The sequence below is a fragment of the Coraliomargarita sinensis genome (assembly GCF_003185655.1).
In the GTDB taxonomy this organism is placed as follows: Bacteria; Verrucomicrobiota; Verrucomicrobiia; order Opitutales; family Coraliomargaritaceae; genus Coraliomargarita_B; species Coraliomargarita_B sinensis.
In genome coordinates, this window is record NZ_QHJQ01000005.1 from 104,071 (window position 1) to 126,625 (window position 22,555).

17 protein-coding genes are annotated in these 22,555 nt (G+C 54.9%); 8 read left to right on the forward strand and 9 right to left on the reverse strand.

Going from position 1 to position 22,555, the window contains the following annotated elements; all coding sequences use genetic code 11:
* The first annotated feature begins 71 nt into the window (after positions 1-71).
* Positions 72-1,019: a hypothetical protein gene (locus tag DDZ13_RS08425; RefSeq protein ID WP_146209308.1), complete on the forward strand. Its 948-nt coding sequence runs from the start codon at positions 72-74 to the stop codon at positions 1,017-1,019.
* Between the two features lie 330 nt (positions 1,020-1,349).
* On the opposite strand, the gene DDZ13_RS08430 is transcribed toward DDZ13_RS08425, so the two are convergent.
* Entirely contained in the window at positions 1,350-2,975 is a 1,626-nt protein-coding gene (locus tag DDZ13_RS08430) for an alpha-amylase family protein (protein ID WP_158279851.1), read from the reverse strand.
* Between the two features lie 172 nt (positions 2,976-3,147).
* Positions 3,148-3,861, reverse strand: coding sequence for a 3-keto-disaccharide hydrolase (locus tag DDZ13_RS08435; protein ID WP_199221088.1), 714 nt, complete (start codon positions 3,859-3,861; stop codon positions 3,148-3,150).
* A 187-nt stretch (positions 3,862-4,048) separates the two neighbouring features.
* On the opposite strand from DDZ13_RS08435, the gene DDZ13_RS08440 reads away from it, so the two are divergent.
* A complete protein-coding gene (locus DDZ13_RS08440) occupies positions 4,049-5,857 on the forward strand; it encodes an MFS transporter (RefSeq protein WP_110131006.1) in 1,809 nt (602 codons plus the stop codon).
* 96 nt (positions 5,858-5,953) lie between these two features.
* On the opposite strand, the gene DDZ13_RS08445 is transcribed toward DDZ13_RS08440, so the two are convergent.
* From DDZ13_RS08445 to DDZ13_RS08465, 4 genes are all read right to left on the reverse strand, one after another.
* A complete protein-coding gene (locus DDZ13_RS08445; protein ID WP_110131007.1) occupies positions 5,954-7,219 on the reverse strand; it encodes a Gfo/Idh/MocA family protein in 1,266 nt (421 codons plus the stop codon).
* A gap of 446 nt (positions 7,220-7,665) precedes the next feature.
* Positions 7,666-8,742: a Gfo/Idh/MocA family protein gene (locus tag DDZ13_RS08455; RefSeq protein WP_110131009.1), complete on the reverse strand. Its 1,077-nt coding sequence runs from the start codon at positions 8,740-8,742 to the stop codon at positions 7,666-7,668.
* A gap of 15 nt (positions 8,743-8,757) precedes the next feature.
* On the reverse strand, positions 8,758-10,050 hold the full coding sequence (locus DDZ13_RS08460; protein ID WP_110131010.1) for a Gfo/Idh/MocA family oxidoreductase: 1,293 nt from the start codon (positions 10,048-10,050) through the stop codon (positions 8,758-8,760).
* Positions 10,050-11,441, reverse strand: coding sequence for an MFS transporter (locus DDZ13_RS08465; RefSeq protein ID WP_110131011.1), 1,392 nt, complete (start codon positions 11,439-11,441; stop codon positions 10,050-10,052). The genes DDZ13_RS08460 and DDZ13_RS08465 overlap by 1 nt, the downstream gene beginning before the upstream one ends.
* A gap of 301 nt (positions 11,442-11,742) precedes the next feature.
* Here DDZ13_RS08465 and DDZ13_RS08470 point away from each other — a divergent pair, with 301 nt between their 5' ends.
* The 4 genes from DDZ13_RS08470 to DDZ13_RS08485 all read left to right on the forward strand — a co-directional run bounded on the left by DDZ13_RS08470 (position 11,743) and on the right by DDZ13_RS08485 (position 17,197).
* Positions 11,743-15,477 carry a beta strand repeat-containing protein gene (locus tag DDZ13_RS08470; RefSeq protein WP_110131012.1) on the forward strand — a complete coding sequence of 1,245 codons (3,735 nt, stop codon included), beginning with the start codon at positions 11,743-11,745 and terminating at the stop codon, positions 15,475-15,477.
* Between the two features lie 127 nt (positions 15,478-15,604).
* Positions 15,605-16,369: a hypothetical protein gene (locus DDZ13_RS08475; RefSeq protein WP_110131013.1), complete on the forward strand. Its 765-nt coding sequence runs from the start codon at positions 15,605-15,607 to the stop codon at positions 16,367-16,369.
* A 58-nt stretch (positions 16,370-16,427) separates the two neighbouring features.
* Entirely contained in the window at positions 16,428-16,832 is a 405-nt protein-coding gene (locus DDZ13_RS08480; protein WP_110131014.1) for a hypothetical protein, read from the forward strand.
* 119 nt (positions 16,833-16,951) lie between these two features.
* A complete protein-coding gene (locus tag DDZ13_RS08485) occupies positions 16,952-17,197 on the forward strand; it encodes a (2Fe-2S) ferredoxin domain-containing protein (RefSeq protein ID WP_110131015.1) in 246 nt (81 codons plus the stop codon).
* 61 nt (positions 17,198-17,258) lie between these two features.
* Here the strand turns inward: DDZ13_RS08485 and DDZ13_RS08490 are convergent, their stop codons facing one another.
* Both DDZ13_RS08490 and DDZ13_RS08495 read right to left on the reverse strand, forming a co-directional pair.
* Complete coding sequence (locus DDZ13_RS08490) at positions 17,259-18,929, reverse strand: BCCT family transporter (RefSeq protein ID WP_110131016.1); 1,671 nt, start codon at positions 18,927-18,929, stop codon at positions 17,259-17,261.
* Between the two features lie 81 nt (positions 18,930-19,010).
* A complete protein-coding gene (locus DDZ13_RS08495) occupies positions 19,011-20,297 on the reverse strand; it encodes a porin family protein (protein ID WP_425486556.1) in 1,287 nt (428 codons plus the stop codon).
* A 320-nt stretch (positions 20,298-20,617) separates the two neighbouring features.
* On the opposite strand from DDZ13_RS08495, the gene DDZ13_RS15830 reads away from it, so the two are divergent.
* Positions 20,618-20,746 carry a hypothetical protein gene (locus tag DDZ13_RS15830; RefSeq protein WP_269845174.1) on the forward strand — a complete coding sequence of 43 codons (129 nt, stop codon included), beginning with the start codon at positions 20,618-20,620 and terminating at the stop codon, positions 20,744-20,746.
* Between the two features lie 156 nt (positions 20,747-20,902).
* Entirely contained in the window at positions 20,903-21,955 is a 1,053-nt protein-coding gene (locus DDZ13_RS08500) for a CNNM domain-containing protein (RefSeq protein WP_110131017.1), read from the forward strand.
* Positions 21,956-21,972: 17 nt separating this feature from the next.
* On the opposite strand, the gene DDZ13_RS08505 is transcribed toward DDZ13_RS08500, so the two are convergent.
* Entirely contained in the window at positions 21,973-22,380 is a 408-nt protein-coding gene (locus DDZ13_RS08505) for a PGPGW domain-containing protein (protein ID WP_110131018.1), read from the reverse strand.
* Positions 22,381-22,555: the final 175 nt, after the last annotated feature.

Consider the following 22,555-nt stretch of genomic DNA (forward strand, 5'->3'; position numbering starts at 1 on the left):
GACAGGTTGTGGCAGGAAAGTCCTTCTTTTTTTTTTTTGACAGAAAAACGCTCATGGCCGTAAGTAAGGGTATGAATAAGACAAAAACCCTACTGTCGTTATTTTCTGCTGTCTCCTTTGTCGCAACGTCTGCCTCGGGTGAGTTGCTGGTTTACGAGGGATTTGATTACGGTGCAGCTGGCGAACCTCTTGACGCGTATACTTCGGTCGGCACAGAACCGGTTGGTCTTGCCGGCACGGGGACAGGACAGTGGACTGATGCAGACAGCGCTACTCACGACAGCTATCTCAAATCGGGAAGCCTTAGTTTTAGCAACCTAGCGACCAGCGGGAACCACATCGGCTATGAAAATAACAACCAGTCTGACAGGTACAATCGTGGTTTGGAGACGACAGGTTTTTCTTCGGGCTCAATCTATTTCAGTTTTCTGTTTGAGAAGCTTCAAAGTAACTTTGGGGCAGATCGTGAGGGTTTCGCTGTTATGAACCAAGTTGCGCCGCAGGCACGCTGGGACAGTGGCAATTCGGGTGCTATTGGATTGGAAGGTTTCGCAGTTGCCGCTGTAGACGGATCCAATTTGCAAGCCGTGGGTTATGATGGAACGTCTGGAACTAGGACTGTTTCAGGAGGGTCCGTCCCTATTACTGTGGTGAATGGAGGATCAAATACCTCGATCAGTAACGTAGCGGTTAATTTTATTGTCGGTGAGATCTCATTCAACACCGGAACTGGTGGGGCTGATGTATTCAGTCTCTACAATTTTGCTGATGATGGATCATTGGATACTAGCGCTCTGGATTCCAACTCTGATGCGACATTGATCGATACTATCGAGTTTGACATGGATGAATCCACACTCAACACGCTCAATTTGACTCGTCAGGTGAATGTCAATTATGACGAAGTGCGGATTGGCACCACTCTGGGTGATGTTTTGGTTCCCGTCCCCGAGGCTTCCACCTTCACACTTCTCGGCCTCAGCGGACTTTTCCTGCTCCGCCGTCGTCGTCGCAGCTAAGGTTTCAACCACTATTTTTCTCGAAAGGCCGATCGGTTTTCCGATCGGCCTTTTTTGTATCCGTAGGGGCTTTCCTCGGGAAGCCCGCGATGGGTAAGGCACGCAAACGAACGCGCTGTCCTTTTCATAAGGCCTTACGTCCGCGATCTTTCTGGTAGCCGGGGTTCTGGCAAGCTCCGGTAGTCCAACCACGTTCGCGGGTGCCGCGAGCAGCACCCCTACGATTCCGTTGGGGCGATTTGTATTTGCCTTATTTGAGCCGGGCTGGTTTTACTGTCTCTTTGCGGCACTTCGCGGGCGCGATAGCCCAAACGTTTTCGCAGTCGAGGCCTACTTATTCCCCCATTGAAAGGAAATCTCATCCGATAGGTTTTGCAGCAAAGCACCGGGCAGGGTGATGCGGATTCGTTCGTCGTTGCGGTCGGCTGCAAGGGGAACCGTTTCGGTGTTGTCCTTGAGCGCGAAACGGAGGTGCACGCCGCGTTCCAGTTTCGCTTTCGTGTCGACCCCGCCGATTTGGGCTGAGCCGGATTCATCCAGCGGTAAAATAGCTCCGGTCTCACCATCGCTGATACCGAAAAGGGTGGTCTCTCCCGGCTTGGGGGCTTGACCGGGCCTTTTCTGCAATTGAATGACGAAGGCTTCGGGCCACGCGTCTCCCGTTTTCTCCAGATAGCCGGTGCCACGTCCGTAGGGCGTCCTGATCGTGATCACGGTCCGGTCCGCGTCATAATCGATGTGCGCGGTGTCCTGCAGGCCGCGTCCACGGCGCTGGAAGGTCAATCGGAAAGGAGGCGGGTTCTCCGGTTCGACGAATTCGCCGTCCTGCCACTGCGCATATTCCGACTTTCCTTGGTAGGCGCGGGCCAGCATCGCGATATTCTTTTTGTCACCGGACAATTCGGTCACCTGCTTTTCGAAAATCGGCGCCAGCTTGACGATGCCGCTCTTTGTGAGCGGGGTGGTGAAGCCGTAAAGCCCCACGCCTTCCTCGATGGCCTGAGGCACGACCGTCGAGGCGTCCATGCCGTTCCAGGTGGCCAGGCAGGTGATCAGGCGGGTGTGCTCGCCGACCATGGCGCGCGCCTTCTGGATTTCCTCAACACTCCCGGCCTCGTTCATCAGCCAATCCACTTCCCGGTACATTTTTGAATTCACCACGTGCGGGTGATGCATCTTGTTGACGGTCAGCCAGATGATGCATTCGGGGTTGGCCGACTTGGCGGCCTTCTTGATCGCCTGCCAGCAGCGCTCGATCGCCTTTCGGCTATAGGCCAGATCCTGTGCTCGGGTCAGTTTGTCCTCTCCCGGAAAAGGCTCGCCCATCAGCTGCTCGTAGAGCGCTTTCTCGCTTTCGATCCATTTTCCGTCGGTCGACTGGCGTCGGGGCATCCAGAGCCAGTCCACCATGAAGCCGTCGATACCGGTCTTCTTGACAGCGTCGTAGATCGATTTCGAAAGATATTCCAGATAGTCGTCCGTGTAGGGGATATGGTAGGTGCTCGGGCTGCCGTAGCTTTGCTCCGGATGCAACTCGGCCCAGCGCGGGTTGGAGGCCGCGCAGAAGTAGCCGAACACTTTCATGCCCTTGGCGTGGCCCAGCTTGACTACTTCGGGAAGGAAATCGTGCTTCAGGCCGGGCTGCTCGGGAATGAAGCCGTCCTTATACCAGGCGTAGCCGTTGGTGGAGACGGCGAAGGTCTGGATGACATTGGCCCCCATGGCCTCATACCAGGCGACATGTTCGGCCGGATTCGCATCGGCCCACTGGCCCGGCTTAGCAAAAGGGCGGCCGCGTCGGTGGGTGGGGGCCCAGTTGAAGTCGAGACAGTAGGCTTTGATGGCTTTATCTGCGTCAGCTTGGGCCGCAAGTTCCGGCAGGGCCGGCGGGCTGAAAAGACTCAGGCAACAGAGTAGGGGCAAGGCCCGCAAACAGGGGGAACAATTGAGTTTCATAGGCATATCGAAAAGGACTGGACTGACGAACCCGCATCATGCGCCGCAGGTGCCGCTGATGGCAAGCTCGTCCCGACCCACCTGGACATGCCCCGCCCGAATCAGGTCCACAATTAATTGTAATTGCTGACGACTGCGCCGCGGATGTCGGCAATTTCCGGCGGGAAGAAAATCAAAGTGACTCCGCTTCCGTCGCTGGCTGGGTCAGCGCCAGCTCGGCAATTCGCATGTGTCGCACCCGGATGACATCGCCGTGTCCACAGAAAGCGATTTTCCCGTGGCGGCGTTTGGCGCCTTCGTGCTTGGGGTGCTCCCGATTGATCTCCTCGAGGTTGGCGTCGAGAATACGGGTGCCGTTGAGGTCGACGCTGACATGCGGGCCACGCACTGTGACCCGCTGAAAATTCCATTCGCCGGCCGGCTTCATGTGGCCGCGTAACGCCGGTTCGAGGGAATAGAGGGAGCCGTGGTGCTGGAAATCCTTCAACTTCCCCGCGTACTTTTCGTGTTCCCCGTCGAGAATCTGGATTTCCATGCCGGTGTAGGCGGGATTGCCTTCGCCCGGATAATGGATCCCGAGGCCGTTGTTGGCGCCCGGCGTGAGCTGAAACTCAAACTCCAAGACATAGTTGGCGTACTCCTTTTCCGTTACCAGATTGCGGCTCTTCGGGGTGGATTGCAGCATGCCGTCCTTCCAGACATAGCCGTTCACTTCCGTTTCGCCCTTGCCGCCCCAACCAGCGAGGTCCTCGCCGTTGAACATCTCGACGAAGTCGAATCCGTGGTCGGCCCTGACCCGTTCAGCCCTGGAATGGGAGCACGATGGCATGAGCAGTAGAGCAAGCGTCAGCACTGCGGGGATAAAAAGGCTAAATTCTGTCTTCATGGGTGGTAGGAGCATCCGGCTCGCCTCCTCGAAAACAAGCACATAAAATACAAAGCCCCTGCGCAGTCGAAAATTCCCATTCCTTACGCTTATCAGGCCGTTTACCTGGGGCACTGATTCAACTCTTGAAAGCGAGCCGTTCGATTTCCGGCTGGACAAATATATCCCCTGAACTGCAAATCACCGTATGAGTGGTGATTCCCAAAGTTCCAGCGCATCCGCACATGATCCGAGCGATACCATGCTCGGCCAATTTCGATCGTTAAAGTCGGTCTTCTGGCTGGCCAGCTGGATGGAGTTGGTCGAGCGCTTTTCGTATTACGGGGTGCGTGTGATGATGCCGGTCTTCATGGTGGCGGCGATCGGCAACGGCGGGCCGGAGCTCGACCAGATCCAGAAGGGGAGCCTGTTCGCCGTCTGGGCGATCGTGCAGTCCTTCGTGCCCATTCTGTCCGGTGGCTTTGCGGACCGTTACGGCTACAAGGTCAACATCGCGGTGGCGACCGCCGGTAAGATTATCGGCTACCTCATCATGGCCTACTGTATCCCGCTGGCTGAAATGCTGGCGGGTATGCCGCTCGCCGAAGCCCGGGCACTGGGTATCGACCAAGCCTATGTTATTCTTTTCGCCGGAGCCATGTTCGTTGCCTTCGGCACCGCGATCTTCAAGCCCGGCATCGGGGGCCTGATTGCGAGCCAGTTGGAGCCGAAAAACTCCTCCCTCGGCTGGAGTATCTTTTACCAGCTGGTCAACGTGGGCGGTTTCTTCGGCCCCCTGGCGGCCGGTTATCTGCGGGTGATCGACTGGCACTGGGTCTTTGTCCTTTGCTCGGCCGCGGTTGCGCTCAATTTCATCCCGCTTTTCTTCTTCAAGGAACCGGCCCGGATGGCGACAACAGACGGGGAGGATAAGCCCGGCCCGCTGAAGATGCTCTTTGAGTCGCTGCGCGGTCTGCTCGAACCCAGGATCTTTTTCCTGACGCTGAGTTTTGCCGGGTTCTGGCTGATGACATTCCAACTCTTTGATATTCTGCCGAACTTTATTGATGACTGGGTCGATTCACGGCATCTCGCCTCGGCCCTGGCCTCGGTGTTTGGTGAAGGTGCGGTGCCGACGGTCAACGGAGGCAACCTGACCCAGGAATGGATGATCAATTTCAACGCCCTCATGATCAGCATCGGCACTTTCCTGATGGGGTATTTTACCCGAAAGATTCCTACCCTGGTCACGATTATCATGGGGGTGGGCATGGCGATCATCGCCACTTACTGCCTCGGTCTCAGCATGGGCGGATGGTTTATCCTCGGTTGTATCGGCCTTTTCTCGCTGGGTGAAATGATGTCCGGCCCCGGCTTCTCCCGCTATATCGTCGATATCGCACCCAAGGGCAGGGAAGGTCTCTACATCGGGTTTAGTAATTTTACGGTCGGTATAGGATGGTCCATCGGTTCGATTCTCGCCGGGCACCTCTACGAGAGCGGCGGGGACAAGGTCGTCCTGGCGAAGCGCTATATGGTGGATCAGCTCGGAATGGCGATGGACAAGGTCGAGGCCTTGCCCAAGGAGGAAGTCATGCCCAAGCTCGCGGAAATGGCGGGCACGGATCTCTTCGGTGCGAGAGACTTGCTCTGGAACACCTACGATCCGTACTCCATGTGGGCGATTTTCGCGGCCATCGGTTTGGGGGCTTTGATCATGCTGACGATTTACAACAAGGTGGTGAACGCGGCGAATGCGAATCCGAACCATGCCTTCAATCTTTATGGGTCGCTCTGGGTGAAGGCCCTGCTCATTCCCATCACGATTGCACTGGTCTCCATCACGACCTGGCGCATGGGTGTGGACAGTCAGGCGGCCGACAGCACCTGGACATCCGTCATTCTCTCCAATCTCGGACTCGCCCTGAATGCACTCTTCTTTTCAATGATGCTGATTATTTCCTTCCTGCCGAAAGCGGATAAGTGGGGAGGATCGCCCGAGGCGGCTTCCGGATAGGTGTGGAGCCCGCGCTAGTCCGTGAGATCACGAATTATCGCAACTCTTTCCTAGTTGTGCGGGTGCCGCGAGCGGACACCCCTGCGACCGCGAAGATCAACTCGCCGGCTGGCCACCGGCAAGGCGTGAGACCTCGGCCTGATAGGCGAGCCGGTGCCCGGCGAGGCCGTCAAGTCCGGGTTCGAGGGCATCCTTTCCGGCAAACAGTTTGTCGAGGGCATCAATGATGCCGGAATCGCCGCCGCCGTGTCCGGCATAGCCCTCGCCTCCGGCTTCCTCCACCTGAATTTCCTCGGTCTTGCCGGTGTAATGGTCGTAGTACCAAAGCTCGTGGGAGCCCCCACGCTGGTAGGGTTCACCGCCCCGGAGGCAGCCTTTGGTGCCAAAAATCTCGATGGTGCGGTCGCAGTCGAAAGCAGTCATGGTCAGGGAGGCAGTGATCCCGTTTTCCATTTCGCAGGCCACAACCTGATGATCCACGACATTGTTATCGCAGTGGTACACACAACGGCCCCAGGGTGAAGTCCTGAGGAACTCGAGGATCGGTTCCTCCGGTAGTTCATAGGCACCGGTTTCGCCCTCGGCCCCGGGCATTACCATGCGCAGGAAATTGCGCTTCTCATTGAGATAGCGGTGCGCGTCAAAGATACACTCATCGGCGACGGGGCAACCATCCGTGCAGCGCATGGGTGCGCCCTCGGGGGCATTCTCTTTTTTGAACCAGTCGAGTCGGCCGTGGCTGGTAATCGCCTTGGGAGTGGAATCGGCGAACCAGCACATGAGGTCGGTATCGTGCGAACACTTGGCGACAATCATGGGGGAGGAATTTTCCGATTTGGCCCAGTGGCCGCGGACATAGGAATGCGCCTGGTGAAAGGCCTCCACGCCTTCGGTCGCCCGGATCGAGATGATCCGGCCCAGGCGCCCGCTGTCGATAAACTTGCGGACCGCCTGGTAGAATGGGGTGTAGCGAAGGACGAAGCAGGGAAGGATGCGGCAGCCTTTTTCGCGCGCTTTCCGGTCGAGCGCTTCACAGCGTTCCAAAGTCTCTGCCGCGGGCTTTTCCAGAAGCAGGTCGTAACCGAGTTCCATTGCATCCATGGCGTTGCCGTAGTGATCGGCATCCTGCGTGCATATCAGCAAAACATCGGCAAGCTTGCCGGCGGCAAAGAGTGTCTTGTCCGAGTCGAAGACCTGGATCTTTCCAGGTTCGCCCAATTTTGCCAGGGTCGCGGTTTTGGCCTCGTCGCGATCGGCGACCGCCACGAGCTCGTAGCGTTCCGGCATGCTTGCCGCAATTCGAGCGTAAGTTCTGCCCCGGGAGCCACAGCCCAGGACCGCAATGCGCATTGGTTTTGTCATGATGGAAGTATTTGGACGGCAATCCCCAAGGCAGCAACACCGAATCGCCGGGCCAAGACTATTTTGAAAATTTTACCGCTTGATCCGGCGGCTTGCCGCCTCGCGGCATCCCCCAACGCAACGCGAGCCCCAGGCCGGCGGGTGCGCTCCCGATCTTTCGCAAGCATCCGCTGAAAACTGTCTTCAAATAGAGAAGAGCTACGAAAACCTTTACCAATTTGATTCTTAATCGAAATCGTTCTCCTAATCCTAATCCCCTTCAGTTTACATGAGTCAATATCTGTCAGCCACGCGATTTCGATTAGGAGTAGGAGTTGGATTACGATGCCTGTGACTTCATATCGAAAAGCAAACTCATTTAGCATTACGACGAAATTTTGAGCCAGACTCCACGCGCATCCTCTGCGAAGAGCGGACCACGGGCGATCGGCGTGCCGTCCGCTTGCTTACAGTTCGACCGTCTTTCCGGTCTTTGACGACTCGTCCGCAGCGGCGACAATGCGCATCGAGTTGAGTGCGTCTTCCATGTGATTCGTGAGGTCTTTGTCCGAACGGATCGCATCCAGCAGGTATTCCTGTTCCCGCTTGCAGAGTTCATCGTGGTCCGGTTCGTCCTCCATGTCGATCCAGTCGTCCGACTTCGCGAATTTACCGTCGTGGTCCAGCGCGCTGTGGTGCAGGCGCAGCGCTTCGGTCTTGGTGTGGTCGTCCACGTTGGCGGAGGCCCCGTCGCCACCCGCGCTACGGGCGGAAATCGTGACCGAACCTTTCGGGCCCACCACGTCTTTCACGAAAAAGGCCGATTCACTCATCATCGGCCCCCAGCCGGCTTCATACCAGCCGACAGATCCGTCTTCAAAGGTCACCTGTAGATGGCCGTAGTTGACCATGCCCTCAGGGAGCTCGTCCGAGAGGCGGGCCCTGAGCCCGGAAACGCGCACCGGTTTGGAGCGCGTCATCTGGCACATCACATCGACGTAGTGCACCCCGCAATCCACGATCGGGGAGATCGAGCTCATTAGATTCTTATGGGTCTTCCAATTCGCGCCGGAGGATTGCTGGTTCAAGTTCATGCGCATGACCAGAGGCTTGCCCAGGGTTTGCGCCACCTCGGTGAATTTCACCCAGCTCGGGTGGTGACGGAGGATGTAGCCGATCACCAGTTTGCGTTCGGCAGCCTTGGCTGCAGCGACCACCTCCTCGGCACCCGCGACGGTTTCGGCGAGCGGTTTCTCAATGAAAACATGTGCTCCCGCCTCGAATGCGGCCAGCGCATATTCCTTGTGCGTGTCGGGGTAGGTTGAAATGGCCACCACGTCCGGCTGGGTCGCCGCCAGGGCTTCGGTGTAATCACCGTACTCGGCGTAGCCGCCGCCAAGTTCCCTGTTCAAGGCGCCTCGGGACTCGGGAGAACGGGTGACGATGCCGACGATCTCATAGTCGTCGATCTGATGATAAGCCAGGGCGTGCGACCGTCCCATATGGCCGGCTCCAACGCAGAGTACTTTCAGTGTTTCAGTCATAAAAATTCAGGTCCGCTAACTAAGTTTCCACGGGCCCCGCATCGGTGGGTGGACCAGCTTATTGGCCTCCTCATCATCGAAGGTAAGGGTCTTGCTATCGAAATTGAGGTTCTTGTTCAATCGGAGGGCGATCTTCCCCATGTTGATCATGGTGGTTGACCAGAAGCCGTTGTCTTCATTGAGGGCGAACTTCTTGCGGGTGCGAACCGATTCGTGGAAGTCTGTCACCACCGGTTCAAGCGGCGGAAGCTGGGAAATCTTTTTCCGGAGATCGGGTATATTCGATTCGAAGCGCCGGCCGAGCCAGCCTTTCGGTCCCTGGATGTATTTGGCACGCTCGCCCTTTACTTCCTCTCTGCTTCTGCCATCCAGCACGATCTTGCAGCCGTCCGCGTAGGTAAAGGTGATTCGCCGCCAGACACCCACCGCATCGGCATCCTGCGGGTCCGCGTCGACTTCGACACGGGCCGGTGCCTCCGAATCCTTACCGAGCATAAACTGAACCGGGTCGAGGTAGTGCTGCCCCATATCGCCCAGACCGCCGCCGTCATAGTCCCAGTAGCCCCGGAAAGTCTCGTGTGTCCGGTGTGGGTGATACGGCTTTTTGGGGGCCGGCCCCAGCCACATATCATAGTCAAAATGATCCGGAACCGACTCGATTGGTAAATTTTTCCGGCCGGTCCAAAGGTGCTGTTTCCAGCCGAATCCTGTAACCGCTCCAACGGTTATGGTTAAAGGCCAACCAAACATTCCCGCCTGAATAGCCTGTTTGACGGGAGCGACTGGCGTGCCAAGGCCGTAAAATCCACCTTGGAAGCGGAACCAGGTATTGATCCGGAAGATCCGCTCCTGAGCCTGGACCGCCTTCGCCATGGCCACCCCCTCGCCGATGGTCCGGCTCATCGGCTTCTCGCACCAGATGTCTTTTCCTGCTTTGGCCGCGGCAATCGCCATCAGGGCATGCCAGTGGGGCGGGGTCGCAATGTGGACGATATCGATATCATCCCTTGCGATCAGCTCACGAAAATCGTGGTAGCAGCTGACGTCTTTTTCGCCTTTTTCAGCTGCCTGGGCTCTTCGCCGCTCCAGGTGCCGGGCGTCCACGTCGCATAGCGCGAGCAATTTGCCCGGCATGGTCAGGTGCTGGTGGGAAATAATGCCGCAGCCAATAATGCCCTTGGTCAGGACTTCACTTGGCGGCGTATGTCCGGGGCCGCCCAGTACGTGGCGCGGCACAATCTGAATGGAGGCGAGGGCACCGAGGCCCTTGATTGCCTGTCGACGGGAAATGTTGCACTTTTTCTTCACTATTTTACCACTTCGTCCGCTTCTTTAGGTTCCGCAAGCGGTTCCAAAGGTTCCCCCTCGTTTTCATCCATGACCCTGGTCTTGTCCCAGAAGGTCAGGAAAAAGATCACGGTGATGATAGCCGCGATCATGGCCGGAAATATCCAGAACTCCCGCCATTGATCCATTGCGCTACTAATCAGGGACGGATCGACCGAGTCGGGCATATTGACCGAGAACATCTGGGTGAGCTTATCCAGAAAGGAAATATCGCCGGTGGACCGGGCGGCACTGATGGTATCATTGAGCGGCTTGTAACTCTCGACGGCTCCGAAGCGCCCAAAGGCGACTTGATAACCGAAATACATGCCGACCCCCTGAGTCAGAAAGACCAGTAGGCTTTGGGTCTGTCCCCTGACTTCCTTGGGCGCGATGCGGTCCGCGTACATAAACCCGGTCACAAAGAAAAAGTCGTAGCAGACCCCGTGCAGCGCGACGGCGAAGAGCAGCATCCAGGCCACCTGGTCGTCGGCTCCGAAGGCAAAGAGCAGGTAGCGTAAAACCCAGGCGCCCATCCCGGTCAGGATCATCCACTTGACCCCGAGGCGGCGAAAGAAGAAGGGGATCAGCAGCATGAAAAAGATCTCGGACATCTGGCCGATGGTCATGGTGGAGGCGGCCTGTTCGAAACCGGCGTTGGTCAGGTAGTTGCCGGTCAGCCCGTAGTAGTAGGCGAGGGGAATGCAGATCAGGGTCGAGCAAATCAGGAAGACGGCGAAATTCGGATTTTTCAGGAGCTTGAAGGCATCGACCATGAAAAGTGTCTTCCAGTTCAGCTCTTGCCCTTTGGCCGGTGCGGGGGTGTGCGGCAGTAAAAAGGAAAAAGCTCCCAGGAAAAGCGAACTGGCCGCGGCCACGTTGAACATGTTGATGCTCGAGGTCCAGCCCATGAAACCGATGAAGAGGCCGGCAACAATCCAGCCGATCGTGCCCCAAACGCGGACCTTCGGGAAGTCTCCGCGTGCCACGTGTGTGAAGACAACCGTGTTCGCCAGACCGAGAGTCGGCATGTAGCAGAGCATGTGGCCGATCATGAACCACACCATCAAGTCGCCGTTGCCCGCTCCGGCAGCCGATTCGGCGGCGAGCATAAACCCGCCGCCCAGAAGAAAGAGCACGCCCATGACAATTTGCGAGGGGAAGAAGCGGTCGGCCACGATCCCCAGAAAGAGCGGGGCCAGCATGGCCGCGATTGGTGCGCTGCCGTAAGCGCCGCCACCAAAATCCGCCAAATTGTTATCACCGAGGCACTGGCCCAGAGTGGCGAACCAGGCACCCCAGGTGAAGAACTGAAAAAACATCATCACCGACAGTTTGGCTGCGGTTCCTTTATTCGTTTGAGTCTCACTCATATCGGTAAAATCGGTTTTCGTGTCCTGTCATGGCACCTCTGTGCTATCGCGCTTAGCGAGGCAATAAGAGCAAGCAGACTGAGCCTGCTTTATGGCAAGTCCAGAATGTGCTCATTTTCGAAATTCCGCCCCTGAGGACTTTCACCTAAAACGCTTGTGCGGCGAGTTCTCCGCATTATTTCGTAATAACCACGTAACCATGCATAAATTTTGTCCTATTTTTGAGTTTTTTTCTTGCCTGGCATCAAGGCTGCTAATTTATAACACACACTCATTCCTAACGTAATAGCTCATCATCGTCATGAAATTGTTCAAAATCACCACAGTTAAGTACCTCTCAATCCTAACCTTAAGCTGTACTGCGACGCATGCACAGATCGACACTGTGAGTGGTTTCGACGAGGCGGGGTGGAATGCAGATGACGTCCGGGACTCCAGTGGGACGAACATTACTAACGGAACCACGCACGACCCTGCTACGGGCGCGACATTGGATGCGACCCAGGTGGCCAACCAGATCGACTGGGACGATTACGTAGGTTCCTGGGGTAACCTCGGTGGTGTGCGATTTGACACATCTGCTTCAGGTTCTCAGAAGAGCACACTCAGTGTGATTGACACCTCGACGGGTTTTATTGCGGCACAGGACCTACTGGATCCCAGCTTTAGTGCCAGTTACCGCTGGCAAAATAACGATACGGTGGCAGCCGGTGTTGCTCTGAAATTTGGTATCCAATCAGTCGATTACGGGACTGGAAGTGGCGAATCGCAGGAAGGTTTCGATGCCGCGCGCTCAGGTGAGGGGACTTGGGATTTGGTTCTAGTCTATGATCCGACCAATAACGGGATTAATTCGACTACGGACGGTCGCCTCTACACCTCTGAAGTCACGGCCGACAGTAAGTTTTTCCTTTTCCCGCAGGCGGGTAGCAGCTACTTCACCAACACTTACGGGGCGGACGCCGACTCTATCGGTATCAGTGCCGGTAGTAAAACACTCGCCGAATGGCAGGCACTCGACATTGACGGAGCGGCTGCTGGAACCACGACATGGGGTGACCTTATCTTTGACGGTAGCGGCGATGCCAAGGTCTCAAATGTGCAGTTTGGTATGGGGTCCGGCAATGATAACGCCACCACAACACTTGATTACGCGGAAATCAGTTTCCTGAACAACGGCGAGCGCATTGATTTTGTGGATGCGGCCCGCTACGATGGGCTCGGTACCGATTCAGCGGATTATTCCGATTCCAGCAACTGGTCGGGGGCAACGCCGGGATCAACCCAGAATTTGATCGTTGATACGACCGGAACCACCGGACTGACCGTCAGTGCCGTCAATCAGGAAACACGCAGCCTTGGCATTCTTAACGGCACAACCAACCTCGGCATCAACAGCGGGTCAACGTTGACCCTGAACTCTGCTGAGAACGGCACGCTTTCCGTCGCTGAAGGCGCAACCCTCAATGTTTCCGGCGACGGTGCTTTGTCAGCTGGAGTGGTCGAGGTCGATGGTGCCATGAACATCGCGGTCAGTACCGCACTTGATGGTGGAGCTGACCCGCATCCTCAGCGTGACGGCCTTAGCCCGACGGCGACAAGTCGCTATGGCATCGCGGTCTACGGCGGAGGTGAACTCACCCTCCAGAACGGTGCCGATGTGACGGTTTCGCAAAACAATTTGAATGCCGGTGTACGTGTTGGCGACGATGCTGACGGGACGGCAACCATGAACGTGGAAACGGGGGCCAGTCTGCAGATTGGCAATGACACCGACTACGGTGTCAGCGGCCTAACCAGTAACGGCTTCTTTACTGTCGGTGCCTGGGGATCCACCGGCATCGTCAACCAAACGGGTGGTTCGGTCACTCTGACAGACGGGTCCTTCAATCTCGGTAACCAGGCTGGCACCGGTACCTATAATTTGTCAGACGGCACCCTTACATTGGAGGGTGGTTTACACAGTCTTGGTCGTAACACGGGCTCGCGCGCTGCCGGTAGCGGTACATTGAATATTTCCGGCGGGACAATGACCCTCAGAGCCAGCACCAATAACGGGAATGGATCATACATTTTCGGTGACCGTGACAACAGCGATACGGATGGGTCCGGCTTGGTTCATCAAACAGGAGGCACCATTCGCGTGGAGGGCAGCTCCAATCTCTATCTGGGCGGTTACGGCTCCAGCACTTACAACCTTGAAGGAGGTACACTTGAGATCGGTGGAAACAGCCTCAAAGGCTTCTATGGTTCTGCCGGCACAAACGGTGGTTCCTATGACTTCAATCTTCAGGGCGGTACCATTAAGGTCATTGACAGCAACCTGAGTACAGACGTGGCGATCGACCTGGTGGACATTGATCCTACGTCAGCCGTAACCACATCGGTTGTAGATACTAATGGGTTTGATGCGACATTCTCAGGCGCGATCAACGGAGACGGTGGACTGGTAAAAGCCGGAACCGGATCGCTCAACCTTCAAACCTCGGACCGCACTGCCGGGTATCTATCAGTTGAGGGTGGCAGCGTGAACCATCTGTCTGGAACTACAACTACCGGCGCTATGTTGATCGGTGCTTATCCTTCTCTGGGAACAGACTCAAATGGTACATTCACGCTTACGGATGGCACTGTTAATGTTGCCGGCCCCTTTGTTTACATTGGCAGTGGTAGTTCCGGCAACAACACAGGCGTCTTGAATATCGATGCGGGTACGCTGAACTTGGGTAGTGCCGGTGCTCCGGAAACCCGGGTAGATTTCTACAACGGTGCCTTTGGATCTACCGGTTCGGCGACCGTCAATCAGACTGGTGGTACTATCAACAAACTGACCACCGATGGTGTCTTTCATATCGGTAACCAATCGGGTGGCACTTATAACCTAAGCGGTGGCGCGATCAACATCTATGGTGACAATGGTATGGTGCTTGGTCGTTCAGGCTCGAGCGCTGGTGCCGGTGTCCTGAATATTTCCGATGGTGAGATTAATTTCTTTACGGGCACAGACTTATTGCTTGGTGGTGCCCAGGGGACGGAACCACTAACCGGGTCGGGCACTGTTAATCAAACCGGCGGTGTCGTTACTCTTAATGATGGTGGTAACCTCATTCTCGGTCAGCAGGGTGATGGTATTTACAACCTCGATGGTGGTACACTTCAAACCGGCGGTACCAATAGAATTCAGCGCGGCGCCGGCTCTGTCGGCACGCTCAGCATGGGTGGCGGTACTTTGCGGGTCATCGGTACGGCTTTAACCGTAGCCAATGCTGTGGATATCGAACTGAAGGCCGCATCCAACTCGACCATCGATACCAACGGATTGGGCGCTACAATCGGCTCCGATATTTCCGGTAGCGGTGGCTTGATCAAGACCGGCTTGGGCAGCCTTATCCTTAACGGAAACAATTCGTACACCGGTGCGACACTGGTCAGCAATGGTCTTCTGCGGGTAGAGGGGAGCCTCACCGGTACCAGCTCACTGACGGTCGAATCCGGAGCCGCCATCGGTGGCAGTGGAACAATCGGAGTATTCACCAGCATCTCCGGTGAGTTGACTCCCGGTAGTTCACCCGGGATCGCAACCTACAGCGCCGGCCTCAGCCTGGCGGACACATCGACGTCCACTTTCGAGTTCATCTCCGAGACGACCGATCTGGCTGACCGGGGCGTCGAGTTCGACGGAGTCAATGTTTCCGGAGATAACCTGACAATTGATCCGAGTGCGACACTTGCACTTGTCTTTGATCTCGCGGGTTCGACCGTTGATTTCAGCTCAGTCTTCTGGGACAGCTCACAGCAGTGGCTGCTCTTCGACAGCGCATTCGGTACTATCGTCTCCGGCGATATCTTTGGTGACGTTACCGTTTCCCTGGATAGTCAGGGTCAGTCGTTCGCGACCACGGGTGGTTTCTTCACCGTCACTGAGTCGAACAGCGATATTTACCTGAACTACGTAGTCCCAGAGCCTTCTATGTATGCTGCTCTTATCGGTATGTTTACCATGGCGTGGGTCATGGTTCGCCGTCGCCGTAAGTAATTTCCGTCGTCCATTCTGCCCTGCCTGCATTCGTGGGCAGGACAGAATGGCACCTTATCCCGCTGAAGGCCTCAGGCAGCCGGGGGTGGACAGGATGTGATTTGTGCGTCATGTCTAGTTTCAGATTATGACCCAGTATTTGCGCATATCCTTTCTGCTTTTTGTTCTGCTGTTCTCTTTGTGCGTGTCGGCCGAGGTGGAGGAGGATTCCAGCCTGCCGGGGAACCGTGAACTCTATGAGGCCTATCTGGAGGCATGTGGCGGGCGTGCGAATATCGCAAAAATACAGTCTCTTTTATTGTCCGGTGAGATCGAAACGAGTGATGGTACCAAGAGTTCGATTAAGATGTTCAAGCGCCGGCCGAACCGCATGCGTCTGCTGCTAGAAAGAGGAAACTACAAGATCGAGACGATTTTTGATGGTGAGCAGGGAGCCCACTGCATCACTATTCCCGGTCGCGAGCCACGTTGGGTGCCGATAAAAGGAGACGAACGACAAACACTGATTACCGACAGTCGCCTGGATGCCCCGTTCTATTACATCGGTAGAAACCCTGAAAATTTTGCAGTGAAGGGCATTCAGGAGATTGATGGAAGAGAAGCCTACGAACTTCTGATTTATGATTCCGATTACCAATTCAAGCGTATGTGGCTCGATGCGGAGCATTATCAGGAAGTGATGTTCATGAATCAGGTTAAAGCCGGATCCGGTGTTGTTACGGAAACAACGAAAGTATCTGATTTTACATCCGTAAATGGCGTGCTCATCCCTCAAAAGCTGCAAAGTTATCAGGGCGACAAATTGATCCAGACGCTCACATTCGATTCGATTCAGTGTAACGCAGGAATCTTCGAGAGTTATTTTGAGGTTCCCGACGATATCAAGGAATGACAGCAAAGGAACTTCAAAGCGGTCTTGAAGATTCATGCATGGTTTGTAGGCTGACGAAATGAGATTCGATTTGAACAAGTATTCCCTTGGCGGCTTTTTGACCGCTCTTGTATTCTTGCTGTGCACCGCATGTTCTCAGCAGAAAGAAACGCAAATTTCCGGGATCTGGCGTTCTGAGGACGCATTGGATGCGAAGAACCTGGTCATTGAGTTCGTGCCCAACGGCACGGGACAAGTGTTCAGTGGCTCGATCATCGGTTTCCCGACGGATGCAGAATTTGAATGGCGCGCCCAAGGCGATGAGGTTTTCATCGAGACCACGACAGAGCCTGTTGTTTCTCAAACCATGTTACTCCTCGACAACACCGATCAATCATTGGAGGTCGAAGTAAACCGAACGAAATTTACCCTCGTACGAGTGGACGACATTATTGACGGCGAGATGATGGAATCCCTGCCCTGAATTTTGTGGCGAATGAGTACGTCGCCGAATTCAGTGTCTAACCTTAGCTTATCAGATTAATGGTGCAAGTGTACACGCACTTGCCTTGATGTGAACGTGTTAGGCATGTAGGTTAAACCATGTCTGTACTCTACATTTGTAAGGAATGTAAAAAGCCGAAGTCCAAAGACGTGAGAGGTAAGGCACTGAAGGGTAAAAAGCTCTTTAAAGCGCTGCAGTCAGAAGAACTCAGCTTTGAAGTGAAGACCTGCAAATGCTTGGGTAAGTGTAAGCAGGGGCCTAACGGAATAATCGTCCCGGGTAAACAGCGCTACCACCGGTTAAGTGTCAAAAAGTTGCGACAAATAAGCCGTGATATTGGCTAGTTCCAGGATGGTGCTGCCCGGTCGGATACGATCCGCGGACCGGACAGCACAGATCACACGTTCAGTCCTTAGCCTCCCGTAACGCGGCTTTTTCGGACCGCAGGCCCATGGTTATGGTGACGCATAGAAGCAATAAAATCACGGCAAAGGGTAGGCCGGTGGATACCACCATGGCTTGCAATGCGACCAGGCCGCCACCCATGAGAAGAACGATGGCAACAAGACCTTCAAAGGTACACCAGAAGATGCGCTGGCCGGCAGGTGCGTCGACCTTCCCGCCGGCAGTGATGGTATCGATGACGAGGGATCCGCTGTCTGAAGAGGTGACAAAGAATACGATCACCAGCACAATTCCGAGAAAGGATGTGATGGCGGTCAGGGGGAAACTTTCCAGCATGGTGAACAGCTTGATGGGAAGCTCGGCATTGGCGACGGCTTCATTGCCGGCCATGAACTGAGAGATGGCGGCACCGCCAAATGTGGACATCCAGAAGACGCAGACCAGGGAAGGAATGAGCAGAACGCAGATGATGAATTCGCGCACGGTTCGACCCTTGGACACGCGGGCGATGAACATGCCGACAAAAGGTGACCATGAGATCCACCAGGCCCAGTAAAACGAGGTCCAGCCCTGGGAGAAATTGACATCTTCCCTCCCGATGGGGTTGGAGAGAGCCGGAAGGTGTTGTACGTAAGCCCCGAGCGATTCAAAGAAATTGGAGAAGATGAAGCCTGTCGGTCCGAGCACGAGGATGAACGCGAGAAGACCGAAGGCCAAAAGCATGTTGATTTCCGAGAGTCGCTTTACGCCGCCTTCCAGGCCGCGTAAAACGGAAATCAGGGCGACCAGGGTAATTCCGACAATCAGGATAGCCTGCCAGGTGGGACCGTAGGGCATGGAAAAAACTTCACCCAAACCCGAATTGGCCTGCTTGGCTCCCAGTCCAAGGGAAGTGGCCAGGCCAAAGAGTGTAGCGAAAACGGCGATCGTATCGATAATATCACCAACCCAACCCCAGACCTTTTCTCCAAAGAGCGGATAAAAAGCCGAGCGTATGGTGAGCGGAAGACCTTTATTGTACGAGAAAAGGGCCAGTGCGAGTGCAAGCACGGCATAAATTGCCCAGGGGTGCAGGCCCCAGTGAAAAATGGTCGAGGCCATGCCGAGTTGGCGCGCTCCTCTCTCGTCGCCTTCAGCAGCACCGAGTGGCGCCCAGTCGGTGCGCACGCCATCCTCACCGACAGTCACCCCCGCGTAGGAGCTGCTGTAGTGGCTGATCGGCTCGGATACGCCGTAAAACATCAAGCCGATACCCATGCCTGCCGCGAATAACATGGCAAACCAGCCGGGATAACTAAACTCAGGCCTGGCGTGTTGCCCGCCCAGACGAATCTTGGCCCAGGGCGAAACAATCAAAAACAGGCAAAAAATGACAAATATGTTGGCCCCGCCGATAAAGAACCAATCGAAGTTTGTCGTGACTGCTTTACGCAGTTGGGGAAAGAATTCAGCGGCATGACTGTTGAAGATCAAGGCGTAGAGGACAAACAACACAATCAGCCCGCCGGAAACCACAAAAACAGGATTGTGAATATCGACCCGAAATTTCCCGAATTTGGTTTTGATATTGTCTTGGCCTATTTTGTAGTCGGTCGGAATCAGCCCGACCGGCTCGATGGGCTTAAGGTCACTGAACTTCTTTTGCTTCGAGTGCTTCTGTTCGTCTTCCATAATCGTTATCTAAGCTTGGTATTCGTAAAATAGGTCACGCGGGCGTGTGGCGCTTCGTCTCTCTTGGCAGAGGGAATCGGTTTAAAAGTAGTAGCCGAAATTGACGTTAAAGCGCGTTTCCCACTCGTCGGTGGAGTTGCCGCCAAAACGGTCACTCTGAAAGACACCGTCATTGTTGCTGGCGCCACTGGTCGGGTCGCCGTAGCCGACCTCGTTTCCGATGAAATCATTCCCGTTGGAAAAGGCCAATTCGGTGTAGATATACCAGCCCCCGCGTCCCCAGGCTGCGCCGGCGGTGATGAACTCACTGTCATTGAACTCACTCTCAGTCTTCATAATGGCGCTATATTCCGCGTAGGGAATAATATAGTCCAACCAGTCAACTTGATCGACTTCGTAATAATAGCTCAGCGATATGGCCGGCATCCAAGCTTCCGTCGCCACGAAGGTGGGGAAGTCGTACGCGCCAAACTGGATCAGGTCATCGGTGGGGTTGTCGATGCCGTCATCCGTTCGATCCACATACCCGTCGATATTGTATTTGTAGTAGGTTAGCTGTGGAGCCAGGGTCCAGTTGTTCCACTTGAATATGGGGTGAACAGAGAAAGCGTAATGCTCGCCATCGTCTTGCTCGCCATTACTTTTTAAAAAACCGAACTGGGCTGAAACGCCTAAATCAGCTTTTACTTCACCGAATTCGGCTGCGTAGATGGCTCGGGCGTTGAACTGATTGCGTTCTTCGTAGCCATCGCCGGTTTCGTCCACCACATCGTAGGAATAACGGACACTGTCGGTGGAAAAATTCTCTCCGTACCAGGATCCTTCATCCGAGTAGTAGTAGGCCAGGTCAAAGGTCCAATCGCCCCTGGTCTCGGTGTATTTGATGCCGAGATCCATATCGTCTGAGAGGCCTACGTAGTAATGCTGATCAAAGAACCAGCTTTGGGAAATGCCATAAGGGCCCGGACCAAAGGGCACCCGGTTGACGCCGACCTGGAGCTGGCCGGCATTGTCAAAATCGTAACCCAACCAGCCGGTGTGCAGGAAATGATAACTGTCTGAATTGCTGCCGGAATAGCCGGGGTAAAACCGGTATTCAAGTTTCCCGAGCCAGGGGCCGCGTTTATAGTCCATATTAATGCGGAAGGTATCGAGACTGATGGTGCCATCGTCGCCGCGGTTGGCATTCTTGGCGCCGCTGTCAGTGTAATCACCTCCGTAATAATTGGCGCGCACGGCACCGCCTATTTTAAGACCCTCCAGTAACGGAATCAGGTCGCCCGGCGTGATTTTTGCAGGCCCGAGGTCGGCGGCATTGGCAATCTGAGCTTCCAAAGAACTGACTTTTTCGGAGGCGGGTGTTGCCATGGCGGCACTTTCTACGGCTTTTAGCTTTTGCTCGCTCGCCTTCAGTGCCGCTTTGGTCGCCTTAAGCTCTTTACCCATGGCCTCCAATCGTTGCATGAGTTCTTCGCGAGTCGGCTCAGTAGAAGTTTGTGCGTGCAGATTGCCGGCTAGAAATATTCCCAGCCAGAAGAGTGCGAACGCCTTGACGGCGGGTAATTCCTTTTTTTCGTTTTTTTTCATGTGCGAGTTTCGTTCGGGGGCAGTGTAAATTATAAGTAGCGATGTCGCTGGCGTTTCGAATCGTGAGTCTGCCTACGTGCAAGCAACTGGGAAAGCCGTGAATGCTTTACCAGCAGGGTGCGGAGGCGGGTCCGGCCCGCACGCGCAATATCATCCGCGAATGCTGCGCGGTGCGAAATCTGGCTGAACGCTGGTATAGGCTCGGCAATGATACTTTCTACGGTGAGTAATCTCGTGGAGGGTTACAATGTATCTATTCGACGTCCCCGTCTTTTCAACCCGATTTTCGTAATCGTAATTGATGACACACACTCACGCGCATACGGAAGATGCGTTACCCCTTGGTTTGACCTGTGCCGAGTTGGCCGCTTAGTTAGCATTTTCTAATGGCACTTTTAATTTTCTACGTCGGCATCGCGCTGGGTTTTTCCTTCTTATGTTCATTGCTGGAAGCATCCCTGCTCACAATAACCAATACCCAACTGCAGGCGGCCAAATCCCGGGGGAAGCGATGGTCCGGCCGATTGCAGAAGCTGAAAGAAGATATTGATAAGCCTCTGGCTGCGATTCTAACGCTCAACACCATAGCGCATACGATGGGTGCTACCGGCGCGGGTGCCCAGTATGCCAAGGTCTATGGCGACGCCACCGGTGGCATCTTTGCCGGAGCGCTGACTCTTGCCGTTTTGGTTCTGACGGAAATCATTCCCAAGACGCTTGGTGCTCGTTATGCCGTCTTCTTTGCGCCTTTTACAGCATCGGTCCTGCCTTTCCTGCAGACAATACTTCGTCCAATTGTCGCGGTTTGTCAGCTCATTACCCGTCTCATCACATTTGGCCGTTCCGCAGAAGCGCCCAAGCACCGCGAAGAGTTGCTCGCCGTTGCCCGCCTGGGGGAGGTTGAGGGCACGATCAAGGCGGACGAGAGCCGCATCGTTCGCAATATGCTGGAACTGCATCGCATCAATGCGGCAAGTATTATGACGCCACGCACGGTTGTCCACATGTTGCCCGAAGCAACGACTTTAGCCGAGTTTGTCGAAAGCACCGGCAAAACAAAGTTTTCACGTATACCTGTCTTCGCGGAGAATAGTGAAGTGGTTACCGGCTTCGTCCTTCGTTCCGATGCCCTGCAGGCATGCCTGCAGGATCCGGGGCAGACTCTGTCAACGCTCAGGCGCGACATCGCCTTCGTGCCCAATCTCATGAAAGTTGATGATTTGATTCAGCAGTTGCTGAACCAGAAATTGCATATCGCCATGGTGCAGGACGAGTTCGGTTCTACGGTCGGTTTGGTCACTTTGGAAGATGCGCTGGAGACGCTCATGGGTGTCGAAATCATGGATGAGCATGACCGGGTGACCGATTTGCAGGCTCATGCGCGGGATATCTGGCGCAAACGTGCCCGCGAGATGGGCATTGAAATTGGAGCGGAATAGGGTGCAGGAGCCTAGTCTCAGGATACTTTTTCAGGCAGTATGATCGGTTTCCGGTTCGCTTTCTGTCTAACCCAGGCAACACTATCCTGAATGCGCCTGTAGCCCAGGAGGCGCATTTCCAGGTTTCGCTTGCCCGGGAAGTTGACCAGGCTGATCCCTAGAAACAGGCAAAGCAGGCCCTGCCCGGGTAAAAATAGCATAAGAAATCCGGCAATGATGAGAAAGCAGCCCAAAGCGTTTTTTAGAATACGCAGGACCATGCGCAGAGGATTGAGTGTGGTAATTCCCGGTTCCGTACGAACAAAGTAATCGTGCGGTAAATAAATGATGATCAGCGGAAAAATAATCAGTGAAAGCAAAAAGAGAAAAACGCTGAGTAGGCCCAGTGCTGTGAAGATCTCTTCGTTTGCTTTTAACCAATCCATCAATAGCCGCGTCGATTTAAACCGGTGAAAACTTAAAGCGACAACCGGAAAAGTTGTCAGGACAAAAAACTTGTCTAAGCACAGCTGGCATTTTTCATGTGTGAATGACTCTCGCTCCCAGTCTGTTTTTAAAGTGTTTTTGTGCACTTATATTTGTGCCTTTTTCGTCGGTTTC

Bases quoted from the DNA above. Each gene is read 5' to 3' on its own strand.
- DDZ13_RS08490 (WP_110131016.1), bottom strand. From the start codon at position 18,929: ATGGAAGACGAACAGAAGCACTCGAAGCAAAAGAAGTTCAGTGACCTT.
- DDZ13_RS08500 (WP_110131017.1), top strand. From the start codon at position 20,903: ATGGCACTTTTAATTTTCTACGTCGGCATCGCGCTGGGTTTTTCCTTC.
- DDZ13_RS08435 (WP_199221088.1), bottom strand. From the start codon at position 3,861: ATGAAGACAGAATTTAGCCTTTTTATCCCCGCAGTGCTGACGCTTGCT.
- DDZ13_RS08425 (WP_146209308.1), top strand. From the start codon at position 72: ATGAATAAGACAAAAACCCTACTGTCGTTATTTTCTGCTGTCTCCTTT.
- DDZ13_RS08465 (WP_110131011.1), bottom strand. From the start codon at position 11,441: ATGAGTGAGACTCAAACGAATAAAGGAACCGCAGCCAAACTGTCGGTG.
- DDZ13_RS08505 (WP_110131018.1), bottom strand. From the start codon at position 22,380: ATGGATTGGTTAAAAGCAAACGAAGAGATCTTCACAGCACTGGGCCTA.
- DDZ13_RS15830 (WP_269845174.1), top strand. From the start codon at position 20,618: ATGCTTTACCAGCAGGGTGCGGAGGCGGGTCCGGCCCGCACGCGCAAT.
- DDZ13_RS08455 (WP_110131009.1), bottom strand. From the start codon at position 8,742: ATGACTGAAACACTGAAAGTACTCTGCGTTGGAGCCGGCCATATGGGA.
- DDZ13_RS08445 (WP_110131007.1), bottom strand. From the start codon at position 7,219: ATGACAAAACCAATGCGCATTGCGGTCCTGGGCTGTGGCTCCCGGGGC.
- DDZ13_RS08470 (WP_110131012.1), top strand. From the start codon at position 11,743: ATGAAATTGTTCAAAATCACCACAGTTAAGTACCTCTCAATCCTAACC.
- DDZ13_RS08485 (WP_110131015.1), top strand. From the start codon at position 16,952: ATGTCTGTACTCTACATTTGTAAGGAATGTAAAAAGCCGAAGTCCAAA.
- DDZ13_RS08480 (WP_110131014.1), top strand. From the start codon at position 16,428: ATGAGATTCGATTTGAACAAGTATTCCCTTGGCGGCTTTTTGACCGCT.
- DDZ13_RS08430 (WP_158279851.1), bottom strand. From the start codon at position 2,975: ATGAAACTCAATTGTTCCCCCTGTTTGCGGGCCTTGCCCCTACTCTGT.
- DDZ13_RS08495 (WP_425486556.1), bottom strand. From the start codon at position 20,297: ATGGCAACACCCGCCTCCGAAAAAGTCAGTTCTTTGGAAGCTCAGATT.
- DDZ13_RS08440 (WP_110131006.1), top strand. From the start codon at position 4,049: ATGAGTGGTGATTCCCAAAGTTCCAGCGCATCCGCACATGATCCGAGC.
- DDZ13_RS08475 (WP_110131013.1), top strand. From the start codon at position 15,605: ATGACCCAGTATTTGCGCATATCCTTTCTGCTTTTTGTTCTGCTGTTC.